This window comes from Dactylosporangium sp. NPDC005572 (assembly GCF_040605515.1).
Classification (GTDB): Bacteria; Actinomycetota; Actinomycetes; order Mycobacteriales; family Micromonosporaceae; genus Dactylosporangium.
The window spans coordinates 26,737-43,030 of sequence record NZ_JBEXCY010000092.1; the positions used below are offsets into that span (position 1 = coordinate 26,737).

The 16,294-nt window shown below is 69.8% G+C and carries 13 protein-coding genes; 5 read left to right on the forward strand and 8 right to left on the reverse strand.

The features are described 5' to 3' along the window. Positions 1-2 precede the first annotated feature (2 nt). The 3 genes from ABZS66_RS34165 to ABZS66_RS34175 form a co-directional block, all read right to left on the reverse strand. Positions 3-1,322, reverse strand: a complete 1,320-nt coding sequence (locus ABZS66_RS34165; protein WP_354765000.1) for an extracellular solute-binding protein — start codon at positions 1,320-1,322, stop codon at positions 3-5. 484 nt (positions 1,323-1,806) lie between these two features. Next, positions 1,807-1,980, reverse strand: coding sequence for a DUF6767 domain-containing protein (locus ABZS66_RS34170; protein WP_354765002.1), 174 nt, complete (start codon positions 1,978-1,980; stop codon positions 1,807-1,809). Between the two features lie 427 nt (positions 1,981-2,407). Next, positions 2,408-5,221 (reverse strand): AAA family ATPase, encoded by a 2,814-nt coding sequence (locus tag ABZS66_RS34175; protein WP_354765004.1) that lies wholly within the window; start codon positions 5,219-5,221, stop codon positions 2,408-2,410. Positions 5,222-5,369: 148 nt separating this feature from the next. Here ABZS66_RS34175 and ABZS66_RS34180 point away from each other — a divergent pair, with 148 nt between their 5' ends. The 3 genes from ABZS66_RS34180 to ABZS66_RS34190 all read left to right on the forward strand — a co-directional run bounded on the left by ABZS66_RS34180 (position 5,370) and on the right by ABZS66_RS34190 (position 8,175). Next, on the forward strand, positions 5,370-6,002 hold the full coding sequence (locus ABZS66_RS34180; protein WP_354765006.1) for an adenylate kinase: 633 nt from the start codon (positions 5,370-5,372) through the stop codon (positions 6,000-6,002). Positions 6,003-6,248: 246 nt separating this feature from the next. Beyond that, the gene (locus ABZS66_RS34185) at positions 6,249-7,439 is read left to right on the forward strand and encodes a GAF domain-containing sensor histidine kinase (protein WP_354765007.1); all 1,191 of its coding nucleotides are present in this window, start codon (positions 6,249-6,251) and stop codon (positions 7,437-7,439) included. Positions 7,440-7,995: 556 nt separating this feature from the next. Further along, on the forward strand, positions 7,996-8,175 hold the full coding sequence (locus tag ABZS66_RS34190; RefSeq protein WP_354765008.1) for a hypothetical protein: 180 nt from the start codon (positions 7,996-7,998) through the stop codon (positions 8,173-8,175). A 141-nt stretch (positions 8,176-8,316) separates the two neighbouring features. On the opposite strand, the gene ABZS66_RS34195 is transcribed toward ABZS66_RS34190, so the two are convergent. Next, positions 8,317-8,460, reverse strand: coding sequence for a hypothetical protein (locus ABZS66_RS34195; RefSeq protein ID WP_354765010.1), 144 nt, complete (start codon positions 8,458-8,460; stop codon positions 8,317-8,319). Between the two features lie 653 nt (positions 8,461-9,113). Between ABZS66_RS34195 and ABZS66_RS34200 the strand changes: the two genes are divergently transcribed. Next, positions 9,114-9,239 carry a hypothetical protein gene (locus ABZS66_RS34200; RefSeq protein WP_354765012.1) on the forward strand — a complete coding sequence of 42 codons (126 nt, stop codon included), beginning with the start codon at positions 9,114-9,116 and terminating at the stop codon, positions 9,237-9,239. Between the two features lie 782 nt (positions 9,240-10,021). Here the strand turns inward: ABZS66_RS34200 and ABZS66_RS34205 are convergent. The 4 genes from ABZS66_RS34205 to ABZS66_RS34220 all read right to left on the reverse strand — a co-directional run bounded on the left by ABZS66_RS34205 (position 10,022) and on the right by ABZS66_RS34220 (position 15,222). Next, positions 10,022-11,161, reverse strand: coding sequence for a cation:proton antiporter (locus ABZS66_RS34205; protein WP_354765014.1), 1,140 nt, complete (start codon positions 11,159-11,161; stop codon positions 10,022-10,024). A 7-nt stretch (positions 11,162-11,168) separates the two neighbouring features. Beyond that, positions 11,169-11,369: a hypothetical protein gene (locus ABZS66_RS34210; protein WP_354765016.1), complete on the reverse strand. Its 201-nt coding sequence runs from the start codon at positions 11,367-11,369 to the stop codon at positions 11,169-11,171. Positions 11,370-11,606: 237 nt separating this feature from the next. Next, positions 11,607-13,493 (reverse strand): GAF domain-containing protein, encoded by a 1,887-nt coding sequence (locus ABZS66_RS34215; RefSeq protein WP_354765018.1) that lies wholly within the window; start codon positions 13,491-13,493, stop codon positions 11,607-11,609. A gap of 994 nt (positions 13,494-14,487) precedes the next feature. After that, positions 14,488-15,222 (reverse strand): SDR family oxidoreductase, encoded by a 735-nt coding sequence (locus ABZS66_RS34220; protein WP_354765020.1) that lies wholly within the window; start codon positions 15,220-15,222, stop codon positions 14,488-14,490. A gap of 94 nt (positions 15,223-15,316) precedes the next feature. Here ABZS66_RS34220 and ABZS66_RS34225 point away from each other — a divergent pair, with 94 nt between their 5' ends. After that, positions 15,317-15,916, forward strand: coding sequence for a TetR/AcrR family transcriptional regulator (locus ABZS66_RS34225; protein WP_354765022.1), 600 nt, complete (start codon positions 15,317-15,319; stop codon positions 15,914-15,916). Positions 15,917-16,294 lie beyond the last annotated feature (378 nt).

A 16,294-nucleotide genomic window follows, 5' to 3' on the forward strand; every position in this document is an offset into this window, starting at 1 on the left:
CCTCACGGGTTGGCCTTCTGGAGGGCTGCCGCTGCGTCGTCCTGCGCGGCCTTCATCGCCTCCGCCGGCGTGGCCTTGCCGAACACGACGTCTTCGACGTGCTTCTGGATGGCCTGCGACATCTGCTCACCACCGAGCACGGTGGGGAACGGCGTGGCGTTGGGCAGCTGCTCGACGTACACCTTGAGGAAGGGGTCGGACAGCGCGGCCTCGTGCGCCTTGAGGTCGCTGTTGCGGCTCGGCAGGATCCCCATCGACATGAGCACATCGGCCATGGCGGAGGAGCCGTTCTTGCCGGACTCGGGTCCGTTGAGCCACGCCAGGAACTCCCACGCCGCGTCCTGCTTGGCCTGGGGCGCCTTCGCGTTGACCATCGTGAGCCACGAGTAGGAGATGGCCGACGACTTCGTGCCGGACGGACCGACGGGCACCGGGGCAACACCGACGTCGGCGTACTTGTCACCCATGGCCTGCTTGAGCGAACCCTGCCACCAGTTCGCCATGATGATCATTCCGGTCTTGCCGTTGACGAAGTTGTCCAGGTACGGCCCTGTCGTGTTGGCATTGGCCTGACCCATCGTCGCCACGGTGGACTTCGCGTCCACCAGCCGCTTGTACAGGTCGGCCGCCGCCGCCACCTTCGGTTCCGTAAGCTGCGGGGTGGTCCCGTTCAGCAGCTGCCCACCGTTGGAGGCGACGAGCGACAGGAACGGGTGCACGACGCCGGCCGGCCAGCTCGTGATGACACCGAATCCCTGCTGGTCGCCCTTGGTCAGCTTCGCCGCGTCGGCCTCAAGCTCCGCCCATGTCGCCGGCGGTGCGGCGATGCCCGCGTCGGCGAACATCTTCTTGTTGTAGTTCAGCGCGTAGAGGTCGACCTCGTTCGGGTACCCGTACGCCTTGCCGCCCTTGGTCACGTCCTCGACGAGGTTGGCCGGCCAGTTCGCCTTCAGATCGGCGGCCTTGGCGTCCGGCGCGGGCGCGGCGATTGCATCGCGGACCAGCTCCGGCAACCAGAGGTCGTAGATGCTCGCGATCGTGGGCCCACTCGGCGACGCGCCCTGCGTGCGCAGCGTGCTGAGCAGGTTCGCGAACGGCACCGCACGGATCTGCACGTCAACGTTCGGGTGTGTCGTCTCGAAGACCGCAGCGGCATCCTCGAGCATCTTGACCTGGTCCGGCGCCCAGTGGGTCAGGAACGTCACGGTCTGCTTGCCGCCACCACTGCCGGCGTCGTCACCACAACCAGCGGCGCTTGCCAAGAGCACAGCTGCAGCGCCGCCCGCCAGCAGTCGCAGCAGTCGGGATCGGCTCACCCTCATGTCGCCTCCCTCATTGCCAACAAGTTGTTAGATTGGCAGGACGTTATAACAACATTCGACATGGGCAAACCCCGGGATTGTTGCGGTTGGATCTCGGCCAGCGCCGGTACCCACCGAGGCCGACCTGCACCGCCGGGACATCGGCCCGGTCGCCCGCAGGTGGGGACGTATCCGCGCAGACGGCCGGGGCGTCCAGCGTTGCGGGCGGAGCGGCGCGCGCTGGTGCTGCGTCCGGCACGGGAGAACCCAATGGGGGCTGCCGGCGCCTTCAGGGTGAACTGGTCGGCCTGGGTCACCGCATTGCCGTAAGCACCATTCGGGCGATCCTGACCACGGCAGGTACCGATCCGGCACCCCGCCGGGGCCGCCAGACCGGGGCCATCAAGGCCCTATGGGCGAGCCGGCGGCCGATCCGCCCACCGCGTTGACGTCCGTGATCGCCGATTCGCCTCCTGCTCCTGCTTCTTCGCTGCCTGGGTTCCGTTCAACTGACATGCGCTCCCGCCCGCACGGCCGCGCGCAGGTCCGGGTCGCTCATCACCAGGTAGACCAACCCGCAGTCCTGCGGCCCGGTCACGCTGGGTTGGCAGAGCGTGCAGGGCTCACCCGGCCGTACGGGGCACCGCGGCTCGGGGTGGCGTGCGCGACGATCACCCATGGATCGATCGTGCCTCGCCCTGCGGGCGTCGTATAGGGGCGAAGGTCCTCGGTGGGTCACCTGGACCGAGATCGCCCCGCCGGAGCGGATCGCGCTGCTGCACGTTGAGTCCCGCGGCGCGACCCAACTCCCCGAACACGGCCGACGCCGCAACGTCGTGCAGAGTGGACACCCCGACCAACCCTTGAGAATAGATCTTCTTCCCTCGACAGGAAGAGTGATCAACCAAGGCCTGTCTCCACAACCAACCAGGGGTCACCCACCGACCGCCGAAGGTTGAACAACACGCTGAGAGTTCCAAGATTGCCGCTCCCACCGCTGAAACGAGGACGGCATCGGCACGTCGGCCTTCCACGGGGCCTGCGCATCCGGGCGGGCGGCGGCACGCGTGACCGTCGGCGTGGAGACCGGCACGGGCCGCCATGGTCTAGCCTGCCTGTTCTTGCGGTGTCAGGTCCTGCAACGCGCCGCGTAGCGCAGCGCGTGAGGTGATGCCCAGCTTCGGAAAGAGCCGGTGCAGATGGGCTCCGACCGTACGGTGCGAGAGGAACAGCCGTTCTGCGATCTGCTTGTTGGTCAGCCCCGTGGCGGCGAGGGCGGCGATCTGCCGCTCCTGCGGGGTGAGCACGGCATCGGAGGCGGGCCGGCGCACGGTGGCGACACCGGCGGCCCGCAGCTCGTTGCGGGCCTGCAATGCCCATGGCCGGGCCCCGAGGCGTTGCAGGCTGTCCAGCGCTTCGCGCAGATGGAGGCGCGCTCGGGCGGTATGCCTGGTTCGGCGTAGCCATTGGCCGTAGGCGAGCTGCAGGCGTGCCCGCTCGAACGGCCATTGGTTCGCGTCGGGCAGCGACAACGCCGATTCGAAGAGCGCAGCCGCTTCGCTCTCGGTGGCGGCGAGCGCCGCGGCCCCAGCGGTGAGCAGCCTCGTTCGGGGGGACACCTCGGGGTTCCCAGCCCGCTGCACAGCTGCGACGTGCTCGCGTGCCAGGTCGAGGCGTCCGATGTGGACGGCCGCGTCGACCAGATCCAGCACCATCCAACGGTCCGGGACGCCGCAGCCCGGAACCCCGGCGGGAGCGATCCTGGCAGCCTCGACGAAGGCGTCCTCGTAGTTACCCTGACCCAGGGCGGCGATGACCCGCGCCTGCCGGGCCACCGCCTGCATCAGCCCGACGCCACGGGGGATCGCCCAGGCGGTGACCTCGTCGGTCATCGCGTGGGCGCGGTCGGCGTTTCCGCGGCATGCTTCGATGAATGCCAGCTGGGACCGCAACTGGCCCTCGAGTAGGTGGTAGCCGTCGGCGACGGCCAGGTCCTGTGCCTCCTCGGCGAGCCGTTCGCCCTCGTCCCAGCGGCCGTGGGCGGTGGAGTCGGCGCTGAGCAGCTGCAGTCCGACGATGACCACGGTGGTCGCGCCGGCGTCACGGTACCGGTCGATCGCGCGCTGGCACAGATGCCGGTACTCCCCCAGGGCGTCGACCTGGAGCGCCGCGTATGCCAGGGGTATGAAGTCCCACGGCGGGGCATCGGCCGAGAGAGCTTCGAAGGCCGTGGCGATGCGTTGCCGGACGGGACGGTCCGTCCGGGCGGGATCGGCGAACGCGTCGTAGCACAGCTGCAGCGGAGTCACAGCATCCGGATCAAATCGTGACAGTGCAGCGCCCAGCAGCTCCCATGGCTCGGGACGGCCACTGTAGACGCTGACGAACAGCAGCGCGTACAGAATGCCGTACGAGTCCCAGCCGTGGGCGCCCGCACTCTCGTCGATGTCATCCAGCGCCTTGGTCAGCAGGCGGTGGGCCGCGTCGACGTCGCCTTCACCGTTGGTGAGCAGGTGCGCCGCCGCGGCGAAGACGAGTCCGGTCGCGGTGTCCGGTGCCTGCCCGGCATCGGTCAGCAGCTGCGGCACCTGATCGAGCTGGCCGGTCACGTTCGCCAGGTACGCCGCCTCAACGAGCCGACGTGAACGCAGACTCGGCTCCGTGCTGAGCTCACCGGCGCGGACGAGCGCGCAGACCGCGCTCGAGGCGCTGCCCTGCGGCTGGGCCCTGTCGCCGCCACGCCAGCCGGGCAGGGCCACGTCGTCCAACGCGCGCGCGAGCGTCTCATCCGGGCCCGTCGCCGCCTCAGCCAGATGCCAGGCACGACGATCCGGCTCGCCCTCGAGCGCCTCGGCAAGGGCTTGGTGCGCCGCGCGCCGCTCGTCCGCGGATGCCAGCTGCACAATCGCGGCACGGACGAGCGGATGGCGGAAGGCCGGCCGATCGTCGGCCGTGTCCAGCCGGACGAGGCCGGCCTGCCGGGTCGCCGACAGGTCGTCGAGCGCCGTACGGCGCCGAGCCGCGGTGCGGATCACCGGCAGGCCGGCCTCGGCGTCCAGCGCAGCCAACAGCAGAAGCTGCCGCACCGATGCGTTCAGGTCCGCCAGCCCGGCCGCGAACGTCGCTTCCAGCCGTGCGTTCAGCGGCAGGAACACCGGCAGCCGGGCATGGCCCGAGCGTTGCCGACCCGTCAGCGCGGCGGGCAGCTCCAGCAGCGCCAGCGGATTGCCGGCCGCGTCGGCGAGCAGCCGCCGCCGCACGGCACCAGGAAGTCCAGGATGACGGGTGTCCAGCAGCGTCGCCGCCGCGGTGGGATTGAGCGGGCCGACCGTCCGCTCCGCCAGCCGTATCTCATCGAAGAGGCTCACCGCGCCGTCGTCCACGGCCACCATGAGTCGCACCGGTATGTCGACGATGCGCCGGGCGAGAAACCCCAGCACGGTCGCGCTGTCCTCGTCGAGCCACTGCACGTCGTCCACCAGCACCAGCGGGGGCCCGTCGGCGGCGATCTCACTCAACAACGTGAGCACGGCCGTCGCCGTGACTAAGGGAGCAGGCGGAGGCCCTGCTCCCCGGCCGAAGACGTGGGCGAGGGCGTCGCGCTGATCCCCGGGAAGGCGCTGCGCGACGTCCCGGACGGCGTACAACATCTGATGCAGCGCCGAATACTTCATCTGCGCCTCGAACGGCGCGCCGCTCGCGCGCAACACGCGCACCCCCACGGCCGCCGCACGGACAGCCGCCGCATCCAGCAATGCCGTCTTGCCCACTCCGGGGTCCCCCCGCAACAGCAGGCCCCGGCCGGCGCCGCCCGGGTCGGCCAGCAGCGCGTCGATCATCTCCAGCTCGAACGAGCGACCGAACAGATCGACCCCAGGAGGCCCGCCATCCGGTCGGCCGAAAGGTTCAGGAACGGTCACGGTGCAACCCTCTGCCCATGGACGAATATCCGGTGCTGACCACCGTATCCCGGATGAGGTCATCCGACTCATGCTCGGTCCCGCCACCCCATGCACCGTTGAGTGGTAGCTACCAACAACCGCCCTCAACGAAGCCTAGGAGAGGATCGTGCGTCTACTGATGATCGCGCCCCCTGGCGCCGGAAAGGGAACCCAGGGTTCCCGCATCGCCGCCCACTTCGGCATCCCGCACATCGCCACCGGCGACCTGCTGCGTAGCCATGTCCTGCGCGGCACCGATCTCGGCCGCGCCGTGCGGGACTGTCTCGACCGTGGGCGACTGGTGCCGGACCCCATCGTGCTGGAGATGGCCCGCCGGGCACTGCGGGCCGCGAAAATCGCCGGCACCGGCTACGTCCTGGACGGCTACCCGCGCACACCGGCACAGGCCTGGGCGGCATACCAGGTCGCGGCCGAACTCGGGATGACCGCCGAAGTCGCCCTACACCTGCGGGTCGATGACGACGAAGTGGTCCGTCGCCTGCTGGCGCGAGCCGCGACCGAGCACCGTGCCGATGACACCGAACCGGTCATCCGCCGGCGTCTGGCGCTGTACCACGAGGTGACCAAGCCGGTCCTCGAGTGGTACGCGGAGCGTGGCATCCTGCTCGCCATCAACGGGATGCGCACCATCGACGAGGTCACCGCCGACGCCATCAAGAACCTCGAAACGTTCGACGCCATGCCGGCAGTCACGCACGCACGCATCCGCTCGCCGCTCCCGCGACCGTGCGGGGTGTAGCGGCACTGGTAGGACAGCACGGAGAGTGACCTCAGCCGAGCCAGGCCGGAGCTTCCGCCGACGGATGCCCTGACCTGCTGCGCGCCTCGGCGCGGGCCACCGACGACGGGGGCACGTTCTGTCCACATCGAACATCTGCCGCCACATCCAGCCGAGTCGCCGCCGGCCATCGCGACCGCGAAGCGGGCCAGCTTCCACCGCGGGCATCGGCGCGACTCCAAGCAGACATCAGCCAGGTTGGACACGATGAATCACTCGCAGAACCAGAACGCCGGGGAACACCCCCGGCTCGCCGAAGCACAGGTCGCACTACGACGCATCGCCGTACTGGTCGCACACGGCGCAACCGAAGTCTCGATCTTCGACGCGGTCGCCGCGGAACTGGCCTACCTCGTCGACGCTGACCTGACCAACGTCATTCGTTATGAACCAGACGGAACAGTAACTATGCTCGCAGCCCGGGACTGGTCCGGCACACTGTTCCCGGTCGGTGTGAAGGTGCCGCTGGACGGCCAAAGTGTCGCGGCGCTGGTCTCACGCAGCGGCCGCTCCGCCCGGATGGACAACTACACGGACGCTCCCGGTCCGCTTGCCGCACTGATGCGCGAGCAAGGCGTCCGCTCCACCATCGGGGCCCCGGTCGTCGTGGAGAGGCACCTCTGGGGTGTCGTGACAGCGTCCATGACACGGGACGAGCCGTGGACCTTCAACGCCGAGATGCGCCTCACGCAGTACACCGAACTGGTCGCCATCGCCATCGCCAACGCCCAGGCCCGCGCCGACCTGGCGGCCTCCCGGGCACGCGCGGTGATCGCCGCCGATCAGGCCCTGCGACGCATCGAACGCAACCTGCACGACGGCGTCCAACAGCGGCTCCTCGCACTAGCGCTCGAGATCCGCGAGGCGGAGACCGGTATCCCGGGCGAGATGGCTGAGCTCCGCGAACGACTCTCAGCGATGGCCAGCGGGCTGACCGGCGTGCTGGACGACTTGCGGGAGATCTCGCGCGGCATCCACCCCGCGATCCTGTCCGACGGCGGCCTGCGGCCCGCGCTGCGCGCGCTGACCCGTCGCTGCTCCGTCCCAACAGACCTCAGCCTCGACCTCACCAGAAGGCTCCCCGAGCCCGTCGAGATAGCGGCGTACTACATCGTCGCGGAAGCACTCGCAAATACCATCAAACACGCAAACGCATCCGTCATACACATCGACGCCGAAGCCAGCGACAGCCGACTGTATCTGTCCGTCATAGACGACGGCATCGGCGGCGCCAGCCCAGCACGCGGCTCAGGACTCACCGGACTCACCGACCGGGTCGATGCGCTGGGCGGTACGATCACGATCAGCAGCCCCACCGGTCAAGGCACCAACCTTCGGGTCGTACTACCTCTCGAATGCGGTCACCCGAGCATCGCTGGCCTTGCTCGCCACCGGTGACCTGCTCATGCTCCTGCTCACGCCGACAACGCCCTCGCCGGGATGCTCTCAAGTTGATCTGGACGCGCCAGGTGCGATTCGTCGATACACGTCTCGATCGACGCGTCGCGGGTCCGGCCGTTGGGTCGGGCCGGCTCCATCGACAGTTCCGGCTATGACGCATCGTCGGCCCTCGGGGCGCGGCTGGGTACCACCGGCTCGGCCAGAGTCGCTTGCGCGACGGGTCAATCGGTGGGGGAAGCGGCGGCGCCACGATGTCGGCGAGGTGGGTGAGTCCTTCTCGGCGCAACATGCCGGCGAGGGTGGCGCTGCCTGAGTTGCCACTGTTTCGCAGCCGGATGAGCGCGGCTTCGGCATCCGTGTTGGCGCCCTGCCGGTGCAGGGCTGTGATGACGGCCCGCTGATCGATCACTGGTCGTCCGTCGACGGCGTGCCACAACAGGCGCTCGGCATCTAGGTCGTCGCCGACCTGGCGGAGGTTGCGGATGAGGACGGCGACCTCGTCGCCGCTGCGGACGCCGGCGACGCCGTGCTGGGACAATGCGTCGGCGTAGCTGTGCAGTCCAGCGGCGCGCAGCGATGCGAGCAGGATGTGGACTCGGTCGGTGCGGCAGGCGTGCAGTTGGGTGTAGAAGGCGTCGCGCTCGCCAGTGGCCGCGGCGACGACCTCGCCTGCGAACGGCTGTCCGGACCCGATGAGGTGTTCGATGGCTTCGGGTCCGTTGCGGGCGTGTAGGACTGCGGCTGGGATGGCGTGCATCGGCTCGACAGGTGGCCGCATCGCGCACCCCCGTGACCAGCAGCAACACTGATCACGCTACCCGCGGACACCATCGAGAAGGCCCAGTACGCGAGGTCGTCGCGCACTGGGCCCATTTCATCGCCGATACTTCGCGGCGGCATTCAACAGAGTGGCGCACGCCAGCACCACACCACCGAACGCTGCGAGGACCGTGGCCAGGATCGCGATGGCGCCGGTCGCGATGAGTGCGACCACGATGAACACCACGGTGGCCAGCACCGAGCCGATCAGGAACCACGGCTCGGTCGTGAAATGCGCCGGCCGCGGACGCGACGTCCGCGCAGGCTCACGCCAGGGGCTACCGCCCCCATGTACTGTTTGCACTTCGGAGGAACTCCTTAGCGGTTCGCAGCTGGCAGGGACAACTTCGTGCACGGGTCACCGGTGTCGAAGGCCGGTGGCCCGGCTGCGTCTCCGCATCCGTCTCCCAGGGCGCAACGGCTGGGGCTCGAAGTGCGTCTGGGCGATGACTCGCGCGGGAAGCAGAGGGCACCTTATCCGACGCGACCGCCGAAACATGCCGAGCCGGGGGTTACCGCCTAAAACGTGGCACCGGCTTCCTAAATTGCCCTGATTGGCGATACAAGATGAGGCGAAGCACGAGGCGCGCGCCCGGAGGGCCGACTCACCGTAGCCCGGATAGTCATGGCAGGTCAGGCGCAGGAAAACCGCGTCAAAGCTCAGGACCGATGGCGTTGACCAGATGTCCGACAGTTAGGACACGATCATGTTCGAGGTCCTCGTCATCTCTTCTCGTCCCACGGCGGCCGGCCCAGCGTCACCTGCTGTACCCGGCCACTCCGACTGGGTACAGTCGAGTCATCGCCGAGCAGCAGCCCGACGCCCGCGGCGACTACGTCGACGAGCGTGGCGTGCTCCTCACCGCCGCCGGCCGGGCCCGGATGCGCGCGAAGCTCGACGAGCTCGCCAACCGCTGGACGTCGGAAGAGCGGGAGGCGCGTTGTCAGGCCGTGCTGGCCCGGATCCTCGCCGCGTGATCGACGCGCAACTCACCCTCGACACTCCGCTGTTCTCGCCTGCGTCGCCGGGTCAACCGCACTGGGCGAGTTCTCGGTGAGGTCACCGAGGAGAAGCATCATTTCGCCGTGCCGGCACTGCGCCTGATCGAGGCCGGTCAGCAGCTGGATGCGGCGTCGTGGCCGATGCTTGATGTTCTGGCCCGGCAGCCGGCCGCGGTCGTCGTCGGCCCGGACGCCGGCGCGTGGAAGGCGCACGCCTCGGCGGCCGCCCTGTTCGGCAGTCCGGGCGGTCGGGTGGAAGCAGTAGTGGTGTCGGTCGCGAACCGGCCGCAACATGACGATCAGGTCGGGACACGGCGGGCGGCCGCCCGGGGCGCGGTACGATGGTTTGCGTGTCGTTTTGATCAGCTTCGGTCAGGATTGGTTTATTTGTCACGCAGCCTCTCGGCGGTTCCGCTCGCCATAGCCGCGGTGTTGGTAGTGCCGTCGGTGGGCTGGCCAGTTCAGAGGTGTTGTGCCCGTGGTGGTCGCTGTTCGTCGACGACGCAGGGCACTTCTCAGCCGCGTTGGTCGCGAAGCTTGCCTGTTGGGCGCCGTGGATCCCAGCTTCCCGCTCACGCTTGATTCGCTCGAGCGCATGTCGTCCCACCGAACCGTCCGACGCCCACAGTGACTGTTGCTGGCGGTCCACCCGACCCCGGTGATCAACCTGAGCACGCAGTGGTCCGGTTCGGCGGCGTTGAGTGCGCCGTCAGCGTGTGGCGCCGCCTGTTGGCGGGATCAGCGGCCAGGGAGTTGCGCTAGGGCGTCGAGGCTGCTGCACGCGCCGCGGCCGCGGCGGACCACACCGCCACGGCGATCGTGAGCGTCGCGGCGAGGATCAGGGCGGCGGCCTCGGCCGGACGCAGCAGCTCGAGCTGCGTGCCGAGCGTTGCAGCGGCGACGGGGACGCCGAGCTGCGCCGCGGCCAGGCCGCCGTAAGCGAACGGTTGGCCGGTCAGCCGCATTGCCACGTGGACCAGGACCGCACCCAGTCCGAGCGCCCCGGCGAGTACCGCCGACCGGAGATCCGCGGCGAGCGCCCGCACGTCGAGCGTCGCGCCCAGCCAGACGAAGAACAGCGGGCCCAGGAATCCCTCGGTCAGCGCGAACAGCTGCCGTGCCAGCCGCCGCGGTTCGCCGACCGCGGCGACCGCCAGCCCGAAGCAGAAGCCGGCGAGCAGGACCGAGACGTGTGCCGCCTGGGCAAGCGCCGCGAGCGCAAACAGGATGACGAGGTTGACGCGCATCTCGATGGCGAACTTGCGTCGTTCGGACACCCGGTGGACCCGGTGGCGCAGGCCCGACGCCTCAAGCCACCGCAGCAGCACGTACAGCACCGCCGTTGCCGCGAGGACCAGGCCAGCGCCGAGCGCCGCCCGGCCGACGTGCCGCGGGTCGATCGCGAGCGGCAGGGCCACGATGCACACAGCGTCGGCGATCGCGACCTGCGGCAGCAGCTGCAGCACCGCGTCGCCCGCCAGGCCGAGGCCGTCGACGATCGGCAGGATCAGCGCGGCCGACGACGACGCCATCAGTACCACGTAGAGCGCCGCATGCCCGGTGTGGAAGAAGAAGTTCGCGAGGAGTACCGCGGGAATGCACGCGAGCGCCGCGAGGCCCGCCACGCGCATGAGGCCGATCCGCAGGGCGCCGCGCAGGCGCAGGTCCCGCACCGGCACATGCGTCCCGGCCACGAACATCACCAGCGCGAAACCGATGTTCGCCAGGAATACGAACGTGCCGTCCCGGGCGTCGACGATGTCTGCGCCGGTCCGCCCGACCGCCACCCCGGCGACGAGCTCCCCGAGCACGACCGGCAGGTGCCAACGCCGCGGCAACGCCAGCAGCGGCCCCAGCAGCGCGACCGCGCACACCACCGCCAGACTGCCGATACTCATCCGATCACTATTGCGCACCGCCAGCCGCCCGACCGCCGGATCGGCCGGGCCGGGCGGGAGTCACGGCCGCTCCGTCGAGGTTCTCGGTGCCGGCCACCTGCGGCACCAGCGCGCCGCGTGTACCCTCGGCGATCACCTGCCCCGCGACGAGGACGAACGCGACGACCATGAGCGTCGGCAACGACCGCACGCCCGCCCTTGCCGACACGCGACCGGCAGCCCTTCCGAGCTGCCGCTGCCCGAAGGGACGCCACGTTCGCGATCAACGCGATCGAGGTTGGCGTTCGGTGCCGGCCGAGTGCCCGGTCGATGAGCGCCCGCATTCGCCTTGCTCCCGCCCTCGGACCGAACACCGCCGTGTCCGTCGTGGCGCACGTCATTTCTGGGGCGCGAGGTGCGCTGTTCCTGCTGTTCGGCTGCTACGGGCTCGGTGAACCTGCGGGCTTCAGCGGGTCGTGAATGGCACGTCGATGAGGAGTCGGATGTCGTGCTCCGGGCTGCTTTCGACGGTGGTCACGCCGCCCAGTGCCTCGACACGGTCGCGGATGCCGACCAGTCCGGGACCTGACGTCGCGTCCCGGGTCCGCATGCCGTTGATCTCGATGTGGAGCTGCAGCCGGCCGCTGCGCACGGACGCCTCGACGTTGACGAGGTTCGTATGGGGATGTTCGTCCGCGAGGGCGAGGGCTTCGGCAAGCATGTGATATGTGCCGGTCTCCACCCGCTCGTCCGGCCGGGCCGGCAGATCGAGGCTCGTCTCGACCGGAACCTTCGAGCGACGGGCCAGCGATCGGACCGCCGATGGCAGACCGCGCTGGGAGAGGATCGCCGGGTGTACGTCGCGGGCGATGCTCGCGAGGTCGTCCAACGCTGCGCTCATGCGGGCAGTCACCACGGATATCTGGGTGTGGAGTTCGGTGAGGTCTGCCGGTATCTGCGCGTCCAGCGTCTGCAACGCCCACAGCGACGCCGTCAACCGCTGCTGCGGTCCGTTGTGCAGCTTCCGCTCGATCGTGCGGCGGGTCTCGTCAGCGGCGAACATGATTCGCGCGCATGCCTCGGCGATGTCGGTGCGCGCCTGGTGGTCGGCGACCGCGGCCGCGACGAGGTCTGTGAACGGCGCGGCCCGGGACATGACGTCCTCGGGCAGTGCCTCCCGGCGCCGTGACATCAGCCGCAACACGCCCCAGGCGCGGCCGGCGACAAAGACTGGCATGTCGATCGCGACCTGCAGGCCGAAGCGGGCGGGTCGCTGCCATGCGGGTGCTGGGGCTCCGGGGTGGGTGAGACGGACTGCACGGCCGGAGCGCAGCATCTGGGCGGCCATGCCTTCCGGCTCGAGCCGGACCTGTTCGTCAGTGGGCAGATCCCACTGCTCGTGGCTCCACGTCGCCGCGATACTCGCGGTGCCGTCGCGCTCGAAGTGCAGCAGGTCGGCCAGGTCGGCGCGGAAGAGCGTGCCGGCCTGCTCGGTGACCGCGTCGAACACCTCTTCGGGTGGCTGCCCACCCGCGGCAAGCGTCGCCGCGCTACACAACGCTGACCGCTCGGCGACCTGCTCGGTCAGCCCCATCACCGTCTCGTTCAGCGTGTGCCGCCGCCGTGCCAACGTAGCGACCATGTCGTTGAACACGCGTTGGAACCGGTCGGTCTCCACAGGACCGTCCTCAGGCACCCGGACGTCGAGCTCACCATCGGCGACCCGGCCCGCAGCGGTCTCGAGCCTGCGCACCGAACCCGCGACCACTGTCACGCGGCGGCGCATCAGCACCAGGGCGACCACTGAGAACAACGGCAGTACCACCCCGGCGAGGATGCCCGCATTGCTGTGCGTCTCGGCCATCGCCCGATCCCGGACACTAGACCGGGCCACCCGTTCCATCAGACGGTCCAGGAGCGACCCGACCATGTCGGCGTGTCGCCGCGCCGCCAGCATGATCGCGTTCGGCACGGTGGCAGGACCACCGGAACGGCTCGCCGCCAGCGCCGGCGACAGGTAGTTCCTGAGGTACTCGCTCAGGTACCGACTGATCTGCCGGACCAGCGTGACCTCGACGGGGTCATGCGCGACGCTTCGTTCCAGTTCCCGCTCCCGCTGCGGAATGACATCCAGATTGCCGGTCAGACGCGTGCGGAACAGTTGGTCGCCGGTGACCGCAAGACCGCACCGGGCCGCCTCGGCATCCGTCACGAGCAACGCCAGCGCTGTCACAGCGGATCTCGCCCGGTCCTCGGCCTCTGCTGCACGCTCGGCCCGCCGGCGCTGATCGAAGGAGATGAACATCGTGCCGAGCGCGGCACAGATCGCCATCACGAACACGGCGGTGAGCACCGACGAGAATCTGGCTGGCCCGGGCACGGTACGAACGCCTCCTGTCGGATCCGGCGGTGCATCGCGATGCGGCTACCCCTCCCGGCAAGCCCCGCACACCGGGACGCCTCCGCCACCCCGGATCTCACTTCGTTCCCAACGGCCGCGCCCGGCACCGGCAGAACCGGCCGGTCCGGACGGCGGCACCGCCCAGAGCACCAAGATCGGCACGGACGAGCAGTCCGGGCTTCCAGTCACCAGATCGAACCTGGTCGGCATCCTGCTGCAAGGAGTGGCGGCGAGCGCTGCCGGGAAGATCGCTGCCGATCTCGCGTTCGCAGAAGGTCCGTGATCGGCAGTAGCCAAGCCCAGGCCAGCCACTGCCCAGAGGTGCCGGCCGGCCCGACGGCACACAGGCCTGATCAGCTCTGCGATCGAACAAAGACGACCTGGACGCTGCTCGCCGACGGCGAGGTCCGCGCCATCGGGGTCAACAACCTCATGGTCGACCACCCCACCGCGCTGCTCGACACGGCGCCGGTCGTACCTGCCGTGAACCAAATCGAGGTGCACATCCGTACTTCGTCCAGCGCGACGCGCGGGCCTTCGGCGCCGTGCACCCATCCCGTCGCCGGCGTGCTCGCCGTTCGGCGGCATCACGTTCTCCCGCGACGGCAAGCACACCAGCACCCTGCAGGACCCGGGCATCGGTGAGATCGCCAAAGCACACGGCGGAACACCGGCGCAGGAGATGCTGCGCTGGCATGTGCAACAGGGCCGGTCGGCCATCCCGAAGTCGACCGGCCCGGCCAGGAAGGCGGAGAACGTCGACGTGTTCGACGGCGAGCTCACCGGCGAGCAGCTCGCCGGTGAGCGACGGCCTCGACACCGGTACCTCAGCGGGCCCGAGCGCGCCGACATCACCCTCGAGACCTTCGGTGGCGAGATCCCCGAGGCCTGCGCCCCGCCTCGCTGTCCCGGCGCGAACCAGGACAGCGGAGCATCGGGGTCGCCGTCAGACGGCGGTCCTTCCGGCGTCGGCGGAGAGGGTCGCGCCGGTGATGTAGCTGGCCCGGTCGGTGGCCAGGAACACGATGACGTCGGCGATCTCCTCCGGCGACGCCAGGCGCCGCAGCAGGGTCGTCCCGGCGACCTGCGCCGCGCCGTCCTCGCCCATGGTGTGCATAACCATGTCGGTGCGGGTCGGTCCGGGTGCGACGGTGTTCACCCGGACGCCCGCCGGGCTGAACTCGGCCGCCCACGTCCGGGTCAGCGACTCCAGCGCGGCCTTGGTGGCGCTGTAGGTCGACAAGCCCGGCATGCCGATTCTGGCCGCCATCGTGCTGACGTTGACGATGCTGCCGGTGCCCCTGGCGGCCATGGCGGGTGCCAGGGCCGCGGTCAGGAAGTACGGGGCGCGCACGTTCGCGGCGACGGCCTGGTCGAACGCCGCGACGTCCTGCGCCGTCGTCGGGGCGACCGGGAAGAGCGCGGCGTTGTTGATCAGGATGTCGACGTCGCCGGTCGCGTCGGCCAGCCGGCGCAGCGAGTCGATGTCGGTCAGGTCGGCGGGGATGAACCGGGCACGGCCGCCGGCCTCGGTGATCGCCGTGACGAGCTGTGCACCACGGCCCGGGTCGCGGCCGGAGGCAACGACCTGGGCGCCGTTGGCCGCAAGCTGCCGTGCCGTCGCGCCGCCGATGCCGCCGGTCGCGCCGGTGACGAGTGCGGTCTTGCCGGTGAGTTCCATGTGTGGGCCTTTCTCGGAACCGAATGGGTTGCCTGGCCCACAATTCCTCGCCAAAAATGGGTTGTCCAGTCCAAAATCGGCTAAGGTGGCGGCCGTGACCGCGAAACGCCTCACCGCGAAGGGCGAGGCCACCCGCCGCCGGATCGTCGTCGCCGCCGCTCAGCTCATGTACGAGCGGGGCGTCACCGAGGTGACCCTCGACGACGTCCGCGCGGCCGCCGGCGTCAGCGGCTCGCAGATCTACCACTACTTCGCCGACAAACAGGCGCTGCTGATGGCGGTGATCGACCACCAGACCCAGGCCGTCATGGACCTGCAGGCGGGCCACCTCGACCGGCTCGACACCATGGCCGGCCTACGGGCGTGGCGCGACGCGCTGGTCGAGCACCAGCGGCGGCTGCAATGCCGCGGCGGATGCCCGATCGGCTCGATCGGCAGCGACGTCGCCGAGCACAACCCGCAGGCCCGCCTCGCGGTCGCCTCGGGCTACCTGCGCTGGGAGGCCGCTATCCGGTCCGGCCTGACCGCCATGCACCGGCGCGGCCACCTCGCCGGCGACCCCGACGACCTCGCGCTCGCCCTCCTCACGGCGCTGCAGGGCGGACTGCTGATGACCCAGATCCACCGCAACGTCCGCCCGCTGGAGGTAGCCCTGGACGCGATGCTGGAGCACGTCGCCGCGCTGAGCCGCTGACCAACCGCGGGCTTCGGCCCGCGCGCCGCTACCAGACGGTGCCCTCGTTGACCTGACGGCCACAGACGGTGGTCACCACGACGCGCACGCCGGCCGGCACATGACCGTGCAGCGCGACGAGCAAGGGGCTCGATCGGCGGCAGCGGCAGCGGCGTAACGACGTCGATGATCCGGCCCGCCAGGCCGGACCTGCTCGCGGACTATCTTGCCTTGACGCCTCGGCTGGACCTACCGGCAGCAGTGAGCGCCGGCCAGCCCAGCCCGACGGGCTGGGGTGGGCGGGCGCGGCCCCCACCGCGACGGCGTGAACACCCCCCTCCGGCACCCGGATCGGAAGAGCGGCGTGGAGGGGAAGAGGGTTAATGAGAAGGTGTAGTT

Bases quoted from the DNA above. Each gene is read 5' to 3' on its own strand.
- ABZS66_RS34170 (WP_354765002.1), bottom strand. From the start codon at position 1,980: ATGGGTGATCGTCGCGCACGCCACCCCGAGCCGCGGTGCCCCGTACGG.
- ABZS66_RS34185 (WP_354765007.1), top strand. From the start codon at position 6,249: ATGAATCACTCGCAGAACCAGAACGCCGGGGAACACCCCCGGCTCGCC.
- ABZS66_RS34220 (WP_354765020.1), bottom strand. From the start codon at position 15,222: ATGGAACTCACCGGCAAGACCGCACTCGTCACCGGCGCGACCGGCGGC.
- ABZS66_RS34205 (WP_354765014.1), bottom strand. From the start codon at position 11,161: ATGAGTATCGGCAGTCTGGCGGTGGTGTGCGCGGTCGCGCTGCTGGGG.
- ABZS66_RS34165 (WP_354765000.1), bottom strand. From the start codon at position 1,322: ATGAGGGTGAGCCGATCCCGACTGCTGCGACTGCTGGCGGGCGGCGCT.